General features: G+C 70.6%; 13 protein-coding genes. 6 read left to right on the top strand and 7 right to left on the bottom strand.

Translation table 11 applies throughout. From position 1 onward, the window contains the following. Positions 1-4: 4 nt before the first annotated feature. Together ACRVYW_RS11300 and ACRVYW_RS11295 are read left to right on the top strand one after the other, a co-directional pair. Entirely contained in the window at positions 5-1,363 is a 1,359-nt protein-coding gene (locus ACRVYW_RS11300; protein ID WP_431804650.1) for a sensor histidine kinase, read from the top strand. After that, on the top strand, positions 1,347-2,084 hold the full coding sequence (locus ACRVYW_RS11295) for a response regulator (protein ID WP_431804648.1): 738 nt from the start codon (positions 1,347-1,349) through the stop codon (positions 2,082-2,084). The genes ACRVYW_RS11300 and ACRVYW_RS11295 overlap by 17 nt, the downstream gene beginning before the upstream one ends. Here the strand turns inward: ACRVYW_RS11295 and ACRVYW_RS11290 are convergent. Then, positions 2,068-3,387, bottom strand: coding sequence for an MATE family efflux transporter (locus ACRVYW_RS11290; protein WP_431804647.1), 1,320 nt, complete (start codon positions 3,385-3,387; stop codon positions 2,068-2,070). The two genes, ACRVYW_RS11295 and ACRVYW_RS11290, sit on opposite strands and share 17 nt — an antisense overlap. Before the next feature lie 118 nt (positions 3,388-3,505). On the opposite strand from ACRVYW_RS11290, the gene ACRVYW_RS11285 reads away from it, so the two are divergent. Beyond that, positions 3,506-5,344, top strand: a complete 1,839-nt coding sequence (locus ACRVYW_RS11285) for a lipase family protein (RefSeq protein WP_431804645.1) — start codon at positions 3,506-3,508, stop codon at positions 5,342-5,344. A gap of 12 nt (positions 5,345-5,356) precedes the next feature. On the opposite strand, the gene ACRVYW_RS11280 is transcribed toward ACRVYW_RS11285, so the two are convergent. The 3 genes from ACRVYW_RS11280 to ACRVYW_RS11270 all read right to left on the bottom strand — a co-directional run bounded on the left by ACRVYW_RS11280 (position 5,357) and on the right by ACRVYW_RS11270 (position 8,062). Then, positions 5,357-6,067 (bottom strand): hypothetical protein, encoded by a 711-nt coding sequence (locus tag ACRVYW_RS11280; RefSeq protein ID WP_431804643.1) that lies wholly within the window; start codon positions 6,065-6,067, stop codon positions 5,357-5,359. Positions 6,068-6,130: 63 nt separating this feature from the next. Then, the gene (locus tag ACRVYW_RS11275) at positions 6,131-7,702 is read right to left on the bottom strand and encodes a hypothetical protein (RefSeq protein WP_431804641.1); all 1,572 of its coding nucleotides are present in this window, start codon (positions 7,700-7,702) and stop codon (positions 6,131-6,133) included. 111 nt (positions 7,703-7,813) lie between these two features. Beyond that, complete coding sequence (locus ACRVYW_RS11270) at positions 7,814-8,062, bottom strand: response regulator transcription factor (protein WP_431804639.1); 249 nt, start codon at positions 8,060-8,062, stop codon at positions 7,814-7,816. A gap of 93 nt (positions 8,063-8,155) precedes the next feature. Between ACRVYW_RS11270 and ACRVYW_RS11265 the strand changes: the two genes are divergently transcribed. Both ACRVYW_RS11265 and ACRVYW_RS11260 read left to right on the top strand, forming a co-directional pair. Next, on the top strand, positions 8,156-10,135 hold the full coding sequence (locus tag ACRVYW_RS11265; protein ID WP_431804637.1) for a M13 family metallopeptidase: 1,980 nt from the start codon (positions 8,156-8,158) through the stop codon (positions 10,133-10,135). Beyond that, a complete protein-coding gene (locus ACRVYW_RS11260; protein WP_431804635.1) occupies positions 10,132-11,193 on the top strand; it encodes a serine hydrolase in 1,062 nt (353 codons plus the stop codon). Before ACRVYW_RS11265 ends, ACRVYW_RS11260 begins: the two co-directional genes overlap by 4 nt. Positions 11,194-11,390: 197 nt before the next feature. Here ACRVYW_RS11260 and purU read toward each other — a convergent pair whose 3' ends face one another. The 3 genes from purU to ACRVYW_RS11245 all read right to left on the bottom strand — a co-directional run bounded on the left by purU (position 11,391) and on the right by ACRVYW_RS11245 (position 15,191). After that, positions 11,391-12,272: a formyltetrahydrofolate deformylase gene (purU, locus tag ACRVYW_RS11255; RefSeq protein WP_431804633.1), complete on the bottom strand. Its 882-nt coding sequence runs from the start codon at positions 12,270-12,272 to the stop codon at positions 11,391-11,393. 147 nt (positions 12,273-12,419) lie between these two features. Beyond that, complete coding sequence (locus tag ACRVYW_RS11250) at positions 12,420-13,610, bottom strand: cobalamin-independent methionine synthase II family protein (protein WP_431804631.1); 1,191 nt, start codon at positions 13,608-13,610, stop codon at positions 12,420-12,422. Between the two features lie 99 nt (positions 13,611-13,709). Then, positions 13,710-15,191 carry a peptide MFS transporter gene (locus ACRVYW_RS11245; protein ID WP_431804629.1) on the bottom strand — a complete coding sequence of 494 codons (1,482 nt, stop codon included), beginning with the start codon at positions 15,189-15,191 and terminating at the stop codon, positions 13,710-13,712. Between the two features lie 76 nt (positions 15,192-15,267). On the opposite strand from ACRVYW_RS11245, the gene ACRVYW_RS11240 reads away from it, so the two are divergent. After that, the gene (locus ACRVYW_RS11240; protein ID WP_431804627.1) at positions 15,268-15,999 is read left to right on the top strand and encodes a GNAT family N-acetyltransferase; all 732 of its coding nucleotides are present in this window, start codon (positions 15,268-15,270) and stop codon (positions 15,997-15,999) included.

Genomic DNA, 15,999 nt, shown 5'->3' with positions numbered 1-15,999 from the left:
TTTCATGTCGTCCCGCCGCAGCAGCAGGCCCGTCCCGGCCCCGGCCGAGGACGACCTGCTGCTGCCGCGCGCGCCGGGGGTCTTCCGCCGCTTCTGGGCGCGGCATCCGCTGCTGAGCGACATCCTCATCGCGATCGTGTGCCTTCTTCTGTCGACTGTTCCGGTCGCCTCCACGGGAGGATCCGGCGGCTCCGGGGTGAACGGCGGCGGCTCGTCCGTGTCGGGTGCGCCGTGGGTCGCGTGGCCGTGGCTCGTGGTCGCGACCTGCGTGCTGTTCGTGTGGCGGCGTCGGTGGCCGCTCGCCGTCTTCGCGGCGACCATCGTCGCCTCCGCCGCGGCGATGGTGGCACAGAGTCCGGTCACCGGCGTGCTCGTCATGGTCGCCGCCTACACGGTGGCGGTGTACCGCTCGGCGCGCGCCTGCACGATCGCGCTCGCCAGCGGGATCGGCGCGCTCGCCGTCTTCGGGACGACGCTGGCGGCGCTCGGCCCCACCGACCTCCGCATCGCCCTCAACGTGCTGTTCGCCGACGCCGTGATGGGACTCATCGGCGCACTCGTCGGCGTCAACGTCGGCAACCGCAAACGCTACGTCGAGGCCATCATCGCGCGATCGCGTCAGCTGCTGCTCGAACGCGACCAGCAGGCGCAGCTCGCTGCGGCGTCCGAACGCGAGCGCATTGCGCGAGAGATGCACGACGTCGTCGCGCACTCTCTGACCGTCGTCGTCGCGCTCACTGAAGGAGCGGCGGCGACCGGCGACGGCGACCGGGCGCGTGAGGCGTCGTCGGCGGCCGCCGAGGTCGCCCGGGGCGCGCTGACCGAGATGCGCGGGATGCTCGGCGTGCTGCGCGGCGACGATCCGGACGCGCCGCTGGCACCGACGACGCCCGCCGACCCGGTGGAGACGGTCGCCTCGGCGCAGCGGGCAGGCTACCCGGTGACCCTCGCGACGACGGGGCCGCCGGTCCCGCCCGGACCGGTCGCCTTCGCCGTGGGCCGCATCGTGCAGGAGGGACTGACGAACGCGATGCGGCACGCGCCTCACGCGATCGCTGCGACGGTCCGGATCGGCACGGACGACGACGCGGTCGCCGTCGAGATCGTCAACGACGCCTCGCCCGCGTCGCCGGCACACGGCGGCGGATTCGGGTTGCGCGGGATCGCGGAGCGCGCCGCGCACGTGGGCGGCACCGTGGTCTCGGCGCCCGACGGAGCCGGGAGGTGGGTGCTGCGCGCGCGACTGCCGATTCCGCGCACCGACGGCGCGCTGCCGGCGGCGGATCCGGGCAGGCGGGATGCGGCACCCGGACGGCGGGTCGCCGGCGTGCGGGAGGAGGCGGCGGATGCCGGAGGCCGCTGAGCCGATTGCCGGACCGGCGCCCATTCGGGTGCTGCTCGCCGACGACCAGGCGCTCATCCGCGTCGGCTTCCGTCTCGTCATCGAGGCCGAGCCCGACATGATCTTGGTGGGCGAGGCATCCGACGGCCTCGAAGCGGTCGACGAGGTGCGGCGCACCGCCCCCGATGTCGTCGTGATGGACGTGCGGATGCCGCGCCTCGACGGCATCGGGGCGACCGCGGAGATCGTGCGCACGGCGCCGGAGACGAGGGTGCTCGTCCTCACGACGTTCGATCTCGACGAGTACGCGTTCGGCGCGATCCAGGCGGGCGCCAGCGGGTTCCTGCTGAAGGACGCGCAGCGCGCCGAGCTGACGGCCGCGATCCGCGCCGTCCGCCGGGGCGATGCGGTGCTCTCGCCCCGGGTCACCCGGCGCCTGCTCGAGCACGTCGCGCTACCCGCCCCGGAAGTCCCCGCCCCGGGGGCAGCGAGCCCGGTCGCGCCTCGGACCGACCCCGCCTCGGGGCTGACCGAGCGGGAACGCGACGTCTACCTCGCCGTCGCCCGCGGGCTCAGCAACGCCGAGATCGCGGCGGAGCTCTTCCTCGCCGAATCGACGGTGAAAACCCACGTCGGGCGAGTGCTCGCGAAGCTGGGAGCGCGCGATCGCGTCCACGCCGTCATCCTCGCGCACCGCCTCGGGCACGTGGCTCCGGGCGACGACCCTACGCCCCCGCCGTGACCCACTCCGGCCGCCGGACGCGCCAGCCGAGCGTCGCGAGCCGGGCGAGCATGTAGACGCCGAAGAAGCAGACCGACAGCCACGCGAGGCCCGCGGCTCCCGTCGGGTGGAGCACCGCCACGAGGACGAGCGCCGGGAAGTACGGCACGAGGTTCAGCGCGCCCGCGAGCGCGAGGTAGCGGACGTCGCCCGCGCCCATGAGCACCCCGTCGAGAACGAACACGACGCCGCACACCGGCTGCGCGACGGCGAGCACGAGGAGAGCGGGCTGGATGAGCGCCGCGAGGTCCGCCGAGCCCGTGAAGAGGAGCCCGATCACCCCCGACAGTGCGGCGATCACCGCGCCGACGACGACGCCGAACCACAGGCCCCACGCGATGGTGCGTCCGAGCACGCGCCGCACGAACGGCTCGTCGTCGGCGCCGAGCCCTCGGCCGATGAGCGCCTGGGCGGCGATGGCCAAGGCATCCAGCGCGAAGGCGGCGGTGGAGAAGATCGTGAACGCGACCTGCCAGCCGGCCAGCTCGTCGGTGCCGAGACCGGTCGCGACGAAGACGGTCGCGAGGAACGCGATGCGCAGCGACAGCGTGCGCAGGAACAGCCAGCCCCCCGAACGGGCCGAGCCGCGCAGTCCCTCGCGCTGCGGGCGCAGGGATGCCGCATGCCGCTGCGCCAGGCGCCCCACCACGACCGCGTAGGCGCCCACCATCGCCCACTGCGCGACGACGGTCCCCGCGGCCGACCCGGCGATGCCCCAGCCGAACCCGTAGATGAACAGGGCGTTGAGGAGCGCGTTGAGGGTGAAGCCGAGCCCCGCGATCCACAGCGGCGTGACGGTGTTCTGCATGCCGCGGAGAAGGCCCGTCGCCGCGAAGACGATGAGCATCGCGGGCAGGCCCCACATCGACAGCTGCAGGTAGATGACCGCCTGCTCCGAGACGGCCTCGGTCGCGCCGAACGCCCCCACGAGCGCGGGCGTGAGCGCCGATCCGAGGACGGCGAGGACCACCCCGAGGCCGAGCGCGAGCCAGAGGCCGTCGATCCCGGCGCGGACGGCGTCGGAGTGCTGCCCCGCACCGAACCGCCGTGCGACGGCGGGGGTCGTCGAGTAGGCGAGGAAGACCATGAGGCCGACGATCGTCTGCAGGATCGCCGACGCGATGCCGAGGCCCGCGAGCGGGACGACCCCGAGGTGCCCGACGAGGGCCGCGTCGACGATGAGGAACATCGGCTCGGCGATGAGCGCCCCGAGCGCGGGGACCGCCAGCCGCAGGATCTCGCGGTTGAGGGTCGGGGCGGGCACGCCCTCGAGCCTACGACCTCCCGCAGACACGACTGGGAACATGATCGGGGGATGGTGCGGAGCGCAACCCCCTCCGCGTTCACCGCTCTCCCACCGGAGGGTCTCGTACGCTGTGACGATGGCACGCACCGGCATCGTGAGTCGCCTCGCGGTCGCGCGCTTCCTGCGGAAGACGCCCGTGTGGCTGCGCATCGCGTTCGCCGTCGCGTCGATCGCCCTCGGTGCGGTCGTGTTCCTGCGTCCGACGACGGCGCTCGACGCGCTCGCCATCCTCGTCGGTGCCGGCATGGTGCTCACCGGGATCATCGACCTCATCGAGATGCCCGACATCTCGGGGCTCTCGAAGCCGCGCCGCATCGCGCGCCTCGCGTTACCGGTCGGCTGGATCGTGCTCGGCATCGTCGTCTTCGCGTGGCCGGGCCTGACGGTCCGCGCGCTCGCTGTGATCACCGGCATCCTTCTGATCGTCAACGGCGCCGCGGGGCTCGGATCGGCCCTGCTCCCGAACCGCGCGTGGGACGAACGCGTGTCGGATGCCGCATTCGGCCTCACCGGCATCATCTTCGGCATCCTCGCCCTGGGCTGGCCGGACATCACGCTCCTCGTCGTCGCAATCGTCTTCGGGGCGTGGCTGATCATCCGCGGCCTCACCGAGCTGTGGAAGAGTGTCCGCGCTCTGATGCGCCGCGGCGCGACGAGCGACGACGAGCGCGAAGACCGTCCTCACCGCGTGCGCTGGGGGCGGCTCGTCGGCGCCGGCCTGTCGGTCGCGGTCGCCGTCGCCGCGGTGATCGTCACGGCGCCGCTGCGCGAGAGCGTGACGTCGGTCGGCGAGTTCTACACGGCGCCGCGCTCGGTGCCGAATGAACCGGGGCAGCTGCTGCGTGCCGAGCCGTTCACCCGCGAAGTGCCGCAGGATGCCGAGGGCTGGCGCATCCTCTACACGACGACGGGTCTCGACGGGAAGATCCGCGTCGCGAGCGGTCTCGTCGTCGTCCCGACCGGCGGCGACCCCGACCGCCCGTGGCCGGTGATCGACTGGGACCACGGGACGACGGGCTACGCCCGCCACTGCGCGCCGTCGGCGCAGGAGCGCCCGTTCTGGTCGGGAGGCCTGTACCCCGTCAAGAAGCTCATCGCCGAGGGGTGGGCGATCGTCGCGACCGACTACATCGGCCTCGGCACCGAGGGTCCGCACCCGTACCTGTTGGGCCCCGCGAGCGCGTACGCCTCGCTCGACGCGGTCCGCGCGGCGCGGCAGCTCGACGAGGCGAACCTCGGCCCGAGCACCGTCGTCTGGGGGCACTCGCAGGGCGGCGGCGCGGCGCTGTGGACGGGGGCCCTCGCGCGTGAGTACGCCCCCGATGTGTGGATCCGCGGCGTTGCGGCCTTCGCCGCGGCGAGCGACCCGCCGGCGCTCGTCGACCACGTCTCGGACGTGACGGGCGGGCTCGTCTTCGCGTCGTACGCGTTCGAGGCGTTCTCCGACATCTACCCCGACATCACCTACGCCCGGTACATCCGTCCCGGCCTGCAACCCGTCATGCGGGCGATGTCCGAACGGTGCCTCACCGATCCCGACATGGCGCTGTCGATCCTCGCCGTGGTGGGGACGAGCATCGACCCCGAGCTCTTCTCCACCGACCCCTCGTACGGACCCCTCGGCACGCATCTGCGCGAGAACGTCGCGCCCACCACGATCGGCCCGCCGCTGTTCCTCGGGCAGGGTGGGGGCGACTCGATCATCCCGATCGCGACGCAGGATGCCTACGCACAGCGCGTCTGCGACGCGGGACAGCGCATCGATTACCGCCGCTACGCGGGGTACGAGCACGCGGAGGTGATGGAGAACTACTCGCCGATGGTGAAGGACGCGATCGAGTGGACGAAGGCCCGGTTCGCGGGCGAGTACGAGGCATCCGCCCCGCGGTGCTCCACGACCGACGTGCCGCGCTGAGGCGGGACGCGCTCACTGCGGCGGGAAGGTGGGCCGAGCCTGCGTCGTCGGGGGACGCTTCTTCAGCGACGTCAGGTTCTTCAGCGCCTCGGGGGAGAGTGTGACGTCGGGTTCGATCGTCAGCTGCATCTCGCGGGCGAGCTTCTCACGCCCCGCTCGGTCGAGCGCGCTGTACAGGAGTCCCCGCACTCCGCCCGAGTGGCGCGCGATGTACTCTTCGACCGACCCGCGCCCGTTCCCCGGCCACGGCAGCAGTGCGTCCGGCGGCACGTAGGACAGGAACATCGAGGTCGCGTCGCCTGCGGAGACCCTGCCGTCCGCCGTCCTGTCCACTCCGATCAACTCTGTCGATCGGGTCGTGGCGTAGACGCCCGACTGCCCATCCGACTTGCCGTAGCCGATCCACGGAGACGCGGTGAGAAACCGACCCCCGGCCGTCTCGTAGCTGAAGTGCTCGCCGGTGGGCGCCACCTCCGTCCAGATGGTCGCCGGGTCGTCGTGTCGCAGCATGCGGCAACTGCTCGACCATCGGGACGGGTCGGCGGGCGATCCCAGGTAGCCCCCGTGCGCGAGGTTCCGCAGACGGACGCGATGGTCGTCGACGACCTCTCTCAGCCAGATGGTCTCGCGCCCGATCCCCTCACCGTCGAAATCGGCGATCGACCCGCCCGTGCAACGGAGGTAGGAGGTGCTCGACACGGCGAGCGCGATGTATCGCATCATGGCAGGGTCCTCTCTGTCCGCGAGCACGCGGGTCGTCCGTGAGCACTCAGGCGCGATCGACCGTCACGGCGCCGGCGCGCAGTGTGTCCCACTGCGTCGGCCGAGTCCGAAGCGGGATTTCGCGGTCGCGTGGACCAGATCGTTGGCGACGGTCCCGGAGACGACGTGGAGGTCTCGCCCGCAGCGTGTGCCCGCGGCGCCCCAATACAGACCGGATCCGAGTCTTTGCGACCCCGTCCATGTCCGGCCGTCGAAGGATGCGATGGAGAGGTTCTCGTCGCTGTCGAGCAGGAGCAGTCGCAGATCGCTCGGTCCCGCCGCGAACAGCGCGAACCGCGTCGCCGTGTGGTCGATACGCGTCCATGCGCTCCACCCACTGTCGAACCACTTGTGCACGAGGGTGCCTTGCAGAGTGCGGGCCACGAGGTCGATCCTGCCGAACCTCGTGGACGCCGCGGTGGGGTCATAGATCTGGGTGCTGTCGAGTTCGCCCCACCCGCTCCACCCTCCGTCGAAGTACTTCTGCCCGAGGGTGCCGGCATCGGTGCGGATGAACACGTCGAGTCGGCCCGGTCCCCAACTGCACAGCGCCGGAGCGTTGCCGGTCGCCCCGCCGAGCGACTCCCACGGCTGCCACTGGTTCTCGAACCACAGGTGACGCACGGATCGATCCTCGCCGAGCGCGACGATGTCGATCCGTCCCGGGCCCCACGAAGCGGCGGCCGGTTCTGACGCGAGGCGTTCACCGAGGTTCTCCCACCGGTGCCACTGCGCGCCGTCTTTCGCGCGATGCTGCAGCGCCCCATCCTTCCCGCGCGAAAAGACGTCGAGACGTCCCGCTCCCCATGAGCAGACGGAGGGTGCGCTCGTCGTCGTCCTGTCCAGGCTCTCCCAACCGGCTCTGCCTTCACGGCTGACGTACCCCTCGATGAGATAGTCCTGCGAGTCCTGCCTGTGCCTTTCGATGAGCGATCCGTCGGCGAGGCGCGGGAATCCCGTCCCCCCGATGCCCTCGCCGACAGCGGCGTAGACGTGCACGGAAAGACCGGTCAGATCGTCCACGTCGCCCCAGGAGGAGAGAAGGATCCCCACCTTCTCGCTCACGCTGGGAATCACGGCCGCCGATACGCGGGCGACGGCCTCCGCCACCTTCTTCTTGAGTTCTTCCGGGTCGGCGCCCACCGTGATGTTCTCGACGAGTGCGGCGACTTCGGTCTCGAGCTGAGCTGCCACCCGATCGAGCAACATCTTCATGTCGCCGGAGGGGGTGGCATCCTGTTCGAGGCTGACGAAGACGACCCCGATGATCTCAGGCAGCCCGTCTGCGAGCGTGCGTACCCGGACCACATCCGGAAAGCGAACGCACCCCTGACGAGGCGGGATCGAGCGCTCGGTGGAGCTTTTGGAGTTCTCCGCCCACGAGCCGTCGATGATTCGCGACCAGGCCACCCTCGTCGACCCTCTCGTCATGAGCCGGGAGCGGAAGCCGATCGTGGCGAAGTACGGCTCGTCGCCCGAACTCTCCTGAGCTTTGACGATGCGAAGCCGCTGGAAGTCGATGCGCCACGTCTCTCGGAGCGGTCCGATCAGGTGGCCGACCTTCTTCACGTCGATCGTGATGTCGACACCACTCATGGGGGTTCCTCCGTCTGTCGTCGCAGCGTGCGAGTCAAGGATCCCCGCCGGGGCGGACGTCCGGTATCCCAGATCAGGGGGATTTCTTCGCGACGGTTCGACGTGGCTCCCTCACGCGGGGAGCGAAGGCGCTTCGGTGGACGCGTGGCTCAGCGCGGCGACGAGCTGCCGGCGGGAGGGGAGACCGGTCTTGCGGAAGACGGCTTTCAGATGATCCTGAACCGTGTAGGGAGAGAGGCGGAGCTGCGCGGCGATCTGCTGGGTCGTCATCCCGCGCAAAACGTGCTCCACGACATCGCGCTCGCGCGCGGACAGTCCCGCGAGGTCCGCCCACGCCCCTCCGCTCCCCCGGGCGGACATTGCAGGACAATGATGGCACCGCCGCGCACGCGCGTCGAGGGTGACGGCGCCGATCCGGACGACGCCCGAGCGGCCGCGGATTATGGTGGATGCATGACCGAGAACCCTCCCCGCTCGGGTATCGAGCTGTCCGAGTTGAGCGCCCAGATCCGCCCCCAGGACGACCTCTTCCGGCACGTCAACGGTGCCTGGCTGGAGCGCACCGAGATCCCCGAGGACAAAGCGCGGTGGGGGTCGTTCCACCTCATCGCCGAGCAGGCCGAGAAGGATGTCCGCGCGATCGTCGAGGAGTCGACGACCGCGGAGCCCGGCACCGAGGCGCGGAAGATCGGCGACCTCTACACGAGCTTCATGGACACGGAGCGGATCGAGGCGCTCGGGGCGGCGCCGCTGCGCGACCAGCTGGCGCGGGTCGACGCGATCGACTCGATCCCGACGCTCCTGCGCACCGTCGGCGAGCTGGAGCGCGAGGGCGTCGGCGGCATGATCGGCACCTACATCGAGCCCGATCCCGGCAACCCGGAGCGGTACGTCGTCTTCTTCGTGCAGTCGGGCCTGTCGCTGCCCGACGAGAGCTACTACCGGCTGGAGAACTTCGACGCCACCCGCACCGCGTTCCGCGAGTACGCGACCACCGTGCTCGGCCTCGCCGGGGTCGCGGAGCCCGCGGCGCAGGCCGACAGGATCCTCGCTCTCGAGACCGAGATCGCCAGCCATCACTGGGACAACGTCCGCACCCGCGACGCCGTCGCGACCTACAACCTCATGACGTGGGACGATGTCGAAGCCCTCGTCGGGGTCGATCTCGACCCGTGGTTGGATGCCGTCGCGCCCGGCCACCAGACGGGATTCGCCGAGATCAACGTCAACCAGCCGAGCGCGCTCGCCGGCCTCGGCGGGCTTCTCGTCGATGAGCGCCTCGACGACTGGAAGGCGTGGCTGCGGCTGCACCTCACTCGCGCGTCGGCGGCGTTCCTGTCGAGCGACTTCGTCGACGCGAACTTCGCGTTCTACGGCACGGAGCTCTCCGGCGTGCCCGTCAACCGCGAGCGGTGGAAGCGCGGGGTGAGTTTCGTCGAGGCGGCGATGGGCGAGGCCGTCGGCAAGGTCTACGTCGAGCAGCACTTCCCGCCCGCCGCGAAGGACGAGATGGACGAGCTCGTCGCCAATCTCATCGAGGCCTACCGGCAGTCGATCTCCACGCTCGAGTGGATGACCCCCGAGACCCGCGAGCGCGCCCTCGAGAAGCTCGCGGCGTTCACCCCGAAGGTCGGTTTTCCGACGACTTGGAAGGACTACTCGGCGCTCGAGGTCGACGCCGCCGACCTCATCGGCAACGTCCTGCGCGCGAACGCGTGGGAGCACGACCGCCAGCTCGCCAAGCTCGGCGGCCCGATCGACCGCGACGAGTGGTACATGACGCCGCAGACCGTCAACGCGTACTACAACCCGCTCATGAACGAGATCGTCTTCCCCGCGGCGATCCTGCAGTACCCGTTCTTCGAGACCGAGCGCGATGCCGCCGCGAACTACGGCGGCATCGGCGCCGTCATCGGCCACGAGATCGGCCACGGGTTCGACGATCAGGGGTCGGCCTTCGACGGCACCGGGGCGCTTCGCGACTGGTGGACCGACGATGACCGCGCCGCGTTCGAGGAGCGCACGAGCGCCCTCATCGCGCAGTACGACGCGCTCGTCCCCCAGGGCCTGTCGGAGGACCACCACGTCAACGGTGCCCTCACGATCGGCGAGAACATCGGCGACCTCGGCGGGCTCGGCATCGCGATCAAGGCCTACCGCCTGCACCTCGCCGCGACGGGTGAGGAGGGCGACGGGCCCGTGATCGACGGGTTCACCGGCATCCAGCGCCTGCTGCTGAGCTGGGCGCAGATCTGGCAGCAGAAGGGACGGGATGCCGAGACCATCCGCCTCCTCACGATCGACCCGCACTCGCCGAACGAGTTCCGCTGCAACCAGATCGTGCGCAACATCGACGAGTTCTACGACGCGTTCGAGGTCGGTGAAGGCGACGCGCTCTGGCTCGACGCCGATCAGCGTGTGACGATCTGGTGACCGAGAGTCCTCGGACCCGTCGCGGCGCGGCGGGGGAGCAGCGCGATCCCGCCGGTGGTGCGGCGTCGGGTGGTTCTGGTGGTGCGGCGTCGGGTGGTTCGGCAGCTGCGGCGGCGGATGGTTCGCCGCGGCGCGCGGCGCGCGAGGCGGCCGCGTCGGCGGCATCCGCCCCCACGACGCGCCGAGCGGCAGCCGGCGAGCGGACACTGCCGCGGCGGGCATCGCTACGTCAGCGCTCGTTCATCGGCACGCTGAAGGCGCTCGATGTGCTGTCGGCGGCCGGTGCGCAGGTGTCGGTGCAGGTCACCGACCTCGACAGTGGCGAAGAGGTGCTGAGCGGCGACGAGCACCTGACGCTGCCGGTCGGCGGCATCGGCGTCGTGCCGCTGCTCATCGAGGTCGCCGCGCAGATCGAGTTCGGCCAGCTCGACCCGTTCGAGATCCTCGACCGGGGGTCGGTCGAGCCGGTCGCGGTCGGGGGACTGTGGCAGCATCTGAAGGCTCCGGCGCTTCCGGTGGTGGACCTGGCGGTGCTGGCGGCTGCGGCGTCCGACGCCGCGGCCGCGAACGCGCTCGTGCGCCGCGTCGGGCTCGACGCCGTGCGTTCGCGGATGGATGACATCGGGCTCGAGAAGACGGCGATGCTCGACCGGTTCCGCGATGTGCGCGGGCCCGACGACGCCCCGCAGGTCGCGATCTCGTCGGCGGGGGAACTCGCCGCGCTCTTCGCCGCGCTCGTGAACGCGCGGGTCGTGTCTCCCGCCGTGAGCGCGCAGGTCGGCGAGTGGTTGAACCTCAACCAGGACCTCGCCCTCGTCGGCGCTGCGACCGCACTCGATCCGTTCGCGCACGAAGACGACCGGCACCGGATGCTCTTCGTCAACAAGACCGGCCGCGCCGACGGCATCCGTGCCGAGGCGGGCGTGCTCGCCGGCCCGCGCGGCGGCGCTGCCTACGCCCTGCTCGTCGGCTTCGACGACCTGTCGATCGCGCACCGTCTGCGCGCGCACGATGCCTTCCGCGCCCTGGGCTCGGACCTCATGGAGTACGTGTTCTGACCCGCCGCCGCGCGCCCGCGCGCGCGACCGCGCCCGCGCCCCCCCGCGCGCGCCCGCGGCGTGGCGCGCCGTCAGCCATCCCCCGAGACCCTGTCTTCTCGACGAGACCGGGTGTCGTTTGGGCGGGTTTCGTCGAGAACGCGCGGTCTCGCGGGGGGATGCGGCGCGCGACCCGGCGGCGCTGAGAAGACGGGCGCTTAGAAGACGATGGTGTGGTTGCCGTGGCGGATGACGCGGTCTTCGGCGTGCCACAGCACGGCCCGCGAGAGCACCTGGCGCTCGACGTCGGCGCCGCGGCGGGCGAGCTCGGCGGCGGACTCGGCGTGGGTGACGCGCACGGTGTCCTGCTCGATGATCGGCCCCTCGTCGAGGTCGCCGGTGACGTAGTGCGAGGTCGCACCGATGAGCTTCACCCCGCGCTCCTTCGCCTTCTTGTACGGCTCGGCGCCGATGAACGCGGGCAGGAACGAGTGGTGGATGTTGATGACCGGAACCCCGAGGCGGTCGAGGAACTCGGGCGAGAGGATCTGCATGTAGCGCGCCAGCACCACGAAGTCGACGTTGCCGACGAGCAGCTTCAGGATCTCCTCCTCGGATGCCGACTTGTCGGGCCCCGCGACCGACGGCACGTGGAAGAACGGGACGCCGAAGCTCCGCACGTCCTCGGCGGTGGTGGTGTGGTTCGAGATCACCATCGGGATCGTCACGGGCAGATCGCCGCGGCGGTGCCGCCAGAGGAGGTCGAGCAGGCAGTGGTCCTGCTTCGACGCGAGGATCGCCATGCGCTTGGGCACCGACTGGTCGGTGAGCTCCCACTCGAGCTCGAAGTCGGCGAGCGTCCGCCCGATCTCCGCCTCGATGCTCGGCCGGTCCGCGGCGAAGTCGGGGCGGTGGAACACGACGCGCTGGAAGTACGCGCCGCCGCGGTGGTCGTCGGAGAACTGGTCGAACGCCACGATGTTTCCGCCGATGCGGGTGATCATCGCCGAGACGGCGGCGACGATCCCGGGCTTGTCGCTGCCGTGCACGATGAGGCACGCGTGGTCGGCGGGAAGCTGAGGGTGATGGACCGGGGTCATCCTTCGATTCTGCCCCAGCGCGCGCCCGGTCACGGCATCCGCCGTCCGCCGGTTACGACCTTTCGCGGGGTGGCGAGGGGAGGTTGAGGCGTGGTGGGGGCGAGGTTGAGGGGAGGTGAGAAAGGGGGAGGGCGGACAGAGCGCGCGTCAGACGCGGCGGGCGCCCTCGCCCAGGGCCTCGAGCTTCGCCCACGCGATGTCGGGGTGGATGCGCCCGCCGAGGCCGCAGTCGGTCGAGCCGACCACGCGGTCCGCTCCGACGATGTCGACGTAGCGGCGCAGACGCTGAGCGACCAGCTCGGGATGCTCGACGACGTTGGTCGCGTGGCTGACGACACCGGGCACCAGGACGACGTCGTCGGGCAGGATGCCGGAGGCCGCGGCATCCGCCCACGCCCCCGCTTCGTGTTCGTGACGGACGTTTCCCGCTTCGAACGAGATCGCCCCGACATTCGCGGTCAGCACGACCGGCAGGATGTCGGCGAGCGCCACATCGGTCGTGTGCGGGCCGTGCCACGATCCCCAGCACACGTGCAGGCGGATCTGATCCTTCGGCAGTCCTGCGATCGCGTGGTTGATCGCGTCGACCCGGATCTTGGTGAACGCCTGGTAGTCGGCGATCGAGGGCTCGGGGCTGATCTGGTCGAAGTTCTCGGCGAGCGACGGGTCGTCGAGCTGCAGGATGAGTCCCGCCTCGACGATCGCCCGGTACTCTTCGCGGAGCGCGTCGGCCCACGCGAAGATGTGCTCCTCGTCGCTCGCGTAGTAGTCGTTGCGCACACGCGAGGCGGAACCCGGGGCGATCGCGGTGAGGAAGCCCTGCTCTCCCGGCTTCAGCGCAGCCTGCAGGTTGCGGATGTCGGAGGCCACGGCATCCTGCCCGCGGTACACGAGCGGGCCGGTCGTCGTCGGAAACGCGGTCGCCCCCGTGCCGGTCTCGACCGCCTCGGCATAGACGGCGGGGAAGCGTTGTCGGTCGCGGCGGTCGAGGAAGCTCGTCAGGCGCACGTCGCCGGGAGAGGACGCCACGGGCGGCTCTGTGAACGCGTTGACCTCGGTGAGCGAGAGCCCGCCGACCCGCTGGAACGAGTAGCCCCACCAGGCGCCGTAGTCGACCGGGTTCGACATCGCCTTGCCGAACTCGCCGTCGCCGACGAGGGTGATCCCGGCATCCCGCTGCCGCTGTACGACATCGGCCACCGCGGTCGTCGTCAGCGCGTCCACCCCGGGGGTCGACAGCAGCGTGAAGCCGTCGTCGGCGACGGGCCGTGCGGCGTTCGCCTCGATGAGCGCGGGGGTGCGCGGGAGGCTCCCCGAGGTGGTGGTGGCGATGGGCATGACTCTCCTTCGACGGACACGACTTGGACGGACGCGACGGGCGCGTTCAGCCTACGACCGCGCCCCTCGCGGCTCACGTCGTATGACGCTCCGCGACGGTCAGCGCACGCCGCGCATGAGCTTCAGCACCGGCTTCACCGACACGAGCAGCAGGATGCCGATGACGATCGCGACGGCACCGAGGGTGAGGAAGTACGGCACCTCGTTGTCGGGGTCGTACACCTTCGACAGCTCTCCGGCGATCGCCGTGCCGAGCGACACGGAGAGGAAGAAGAGCGCCACCATCTGCGTGTGGAAGACGTCGGGCGCGAGCTTCGTCGTGACCGAGAGCCCGACCGGCGAGAGGAGCAGCTCGGCGACGGTGAAGACGAACAGGATGCCGACGATCGCAATCAGCGGCGTCGAGTTCTCGCCGCCGCCGGCGAAGGGCAGGAACAGGAGGAACGCGACGCCCATGACGATCGTCGCCAATCCGAACTTCACCGGCGTCGAGGGCTGGCGAGTGCCGAGCTTCGTCCAGATCGCGGCGAAGACGCCCGAGAGGATGATGATGAAGATCGGGTTGATGGAGTTCACCCACGACACCGGCATCTCCCAGCCGAAGAGGTTCCGGTCGAGGCGCTTGTCGGAGTAGACGGTGAGCACCGTGAACTGCTGCTGATACAGCGACCAGAAGGCGACCGACGTGATGAACAGCGGCAGGAAGCCCCAGACGCGGCTCCGCTCGACGCCGGTGATGCGGCGGCTCGAGAGGATGACGACGAAGTACGCGATCGCCGCGGCGATGACGACGACGATGACGACGATCGCGAGGTTGTCGGCGCGGATGACGCCGATCGCGATGAGCAGCACGATGACCGCGATCCCCGCCACCGCGACCCCGGTCATCAGGGGATAGCGGCTCTTCGGGAGCGGGTTGGGCACGTGGGATGCCTCGGCCGGCAGGTTCTTCCGTCCGAACGCGTACTGGGTGAGACCGAGGGCCATGCCGACCGCGGCGAGCCCGAAGCCCCAGTGGAACCCGAGGGTCGACTGCAGGAGGCCCGTCAGAAGCGGGCCGGCGAACGCGCCGAGGTTGATGCCGAGGTAGAAGAGCGAGAATCCGGCATCCCTGCGCGGATCGTCGGCGGAATAGAGCATGCCGACGAGGCTCGTCGCCGTGGCCTTGAGACCACCGGATCCCACCGCGACGAGGACGAGACCGACGCCGACGCCGAGAAATCCGGGGAGGAGGGCGAGCGCGATGTGGCCGCACATGATGACGATCGCGCTGGAGAACAGCACCTTCTCGGGGCCGAGGATGCGGTCGGCGACCCATGCGCCGAGGATCGTCGAAAGATAGACCGCGCCGCCGTAGGCGCCGACGATGCCGCCGGCGATGCCGCGGTCCATGCCGAGGCCGCCGTCGGTCACCGAGTAGTACAGGTAGATGAGCAGGATCCCCTGCATGCCGTAGAAGCTGAAGCGCTCCCACATCTCGACGCCGAAGATGTTGGCGAGTGCGCGGGGCTGCCCGAAGAATCGGGTGTCGCTGTCGCCCTCGGATTCAGGGGTGGGTGCCACGGGATTGCGGGAACTCATGCCGACGAGAGTACTCGCGCCCGCGCTCGGGCATGCGTGTTCGGCGCCGCGGATGGACGGGGCCTAGGGTGGCGCTATGGCCGACGACGACGTGCAGACCCCGATCGGAGTCACGATCCGCCCCCTCGAGACCGTCGAGGAGGTCTTCGCCGCTGCGGCGGTCCTCGACGACGTGTGGGGCGAGCGGGGTGGGATGCCGCCGAACCTCATCCGCGCGCTCGCGCACTCGGGCAACTACGCGGTCGGCCTCTACGCCGCCGATGCCGCGGGCGGCGAGGAGCGGATGATCGGGGCATCCGTCGCCTTCTTCGCCGAACCTGCCCAACGGTCCATGCACTCGCACGTGACCGGGGTGCTGGCGGGTCACCGCTCGCAGGGACTCGGGCGACTGCTCAAGCAGCATCAGCGCGACTGGGCGTTCGCGCGGTCGGTGGGGCACATCACGTGGACGTTCGATCCGCTCGTCGCCCGCAACGCGCACTTCAATCTGCGGGTGCTGGGCGCGCGCGTCACCGAGTATCTGGTCGATCAGTACGGACCGATGGACGACGCCGTCAATCGCGGCGATGAGACCGACCGGCTGATGGTCTCGTGGGCGCTCGCCGCCCCCGCGCGCTCACCTCGCGAAGAGGACGTCGTGACCACGGTCGCCGTGCCGCCCGACATCGAGACCCTGCGCCTGACCGACCCCGCAGAAGCGCTCGAGTGGCGCTACCGGGTGCGCGATGCGTTCCTCGGGCTGCACGAGGACGGGTTCGCCGTCGTCGGGTTCGACGATGCGCGCGGGTACCTCTTCGGGAGGCGCTGA

Source organism: Microbacterium sp. bgisy203, from assembly GCF_965345155.1.
GTDB lineage: Bacteria > Actinomycetota > Actinomycetes > Actinomycetales > Microbacteriaceae > Microbacterium.
The sequence above is the reverse complement of the archived record's forward strand: the minus strand, read 5'-3'. Positions and strand labels throughout refer to the sequence as shown.

Excerpts from the sequence above, each read along its gene's own strand:
- ACRVYW_RS11240 (WP_431804627.1), top strand. The coding sequence starts at position 15,268 with ATGGCCGACGACGACGTGCAGACCCCGATCGGAGTCACGATCCGCCCC.
- ACRVYW_RS11245 (WP_431804629.1), bottom strand. The coding sequence starts at position 15,191 with ATGAGTTCCCGCAATCCCGTGGCACCCACCCCTGAATCCGAGGGCGAC.
- ACRVYW_RS11270 (WP_431804639.1), bottom strand. The coding sequence starts at position 8,062 with ATGTCCGCCCGGGGGAGCGGAGGGGCGTGGGCGGACCTCGCGGGACTG.
- ACRVYW_RS11300 (WP_431804650.1), top strand. The coding sequence starts at position 5 with ATGTCGTCCCGCCGCAGCAGCAGGCCCGTCCCGGCCCCGGCCGAGGAC.
- ACRVYW_RS11295 (WP_431804648.1), top strand. The coding sequence starts at position 1,347 with ATGCCGGAGGCCGCTGAGCCGATTGCCGGACCGGCGCCCATTCGGGTG.
- ACRVYW_RS11285 (WP_431804645.1), top strand. The coding sequence starts at position 3,506 with ATGGCACGCACCGGCATCGTGAGTCGCCTCGCGGTCGCGCGCTTCCTG.
- ACRVYW_RS11250 (WP_431804631.1), bottom strand. The coding sequence starts at position 13,610 with ATGCCCATCGCCACCACCACCTCGGGGAGCCTCCCGCGCACCCCCGCG.
- ACRVYW_RS11280 (WP_431804643.1), bottom strand. The coding sequence starts at position 6,067 with ATGATGCGATACATCGCGCTCGCCGTGTCGAGCACCTCCTACCTCCGT.
- ACRVYW_RS11265 (WP_431804637.1), top strand. The coding sequence starts at position 8,156 with ATGACCGAGAACCCTCCCCGCTCGGGTATCGAGCTGTCCGAGTTGAGC.
- ACRVYW_RS11275 (WP_431804641.1), bottom strand. The coding sequence starts at position 7,702 with ATGAGTGGTGTCGACATCACGATCGACGTGAAGAAGGTCGGCCACCTG.
- purU (WP_431804633.1), bottom strand. The coding sequence starts at position 12,272 with ATGACCCCGGTCCATCACCCTCAGCTTCCCGCCGACCACGCGTGCCTC.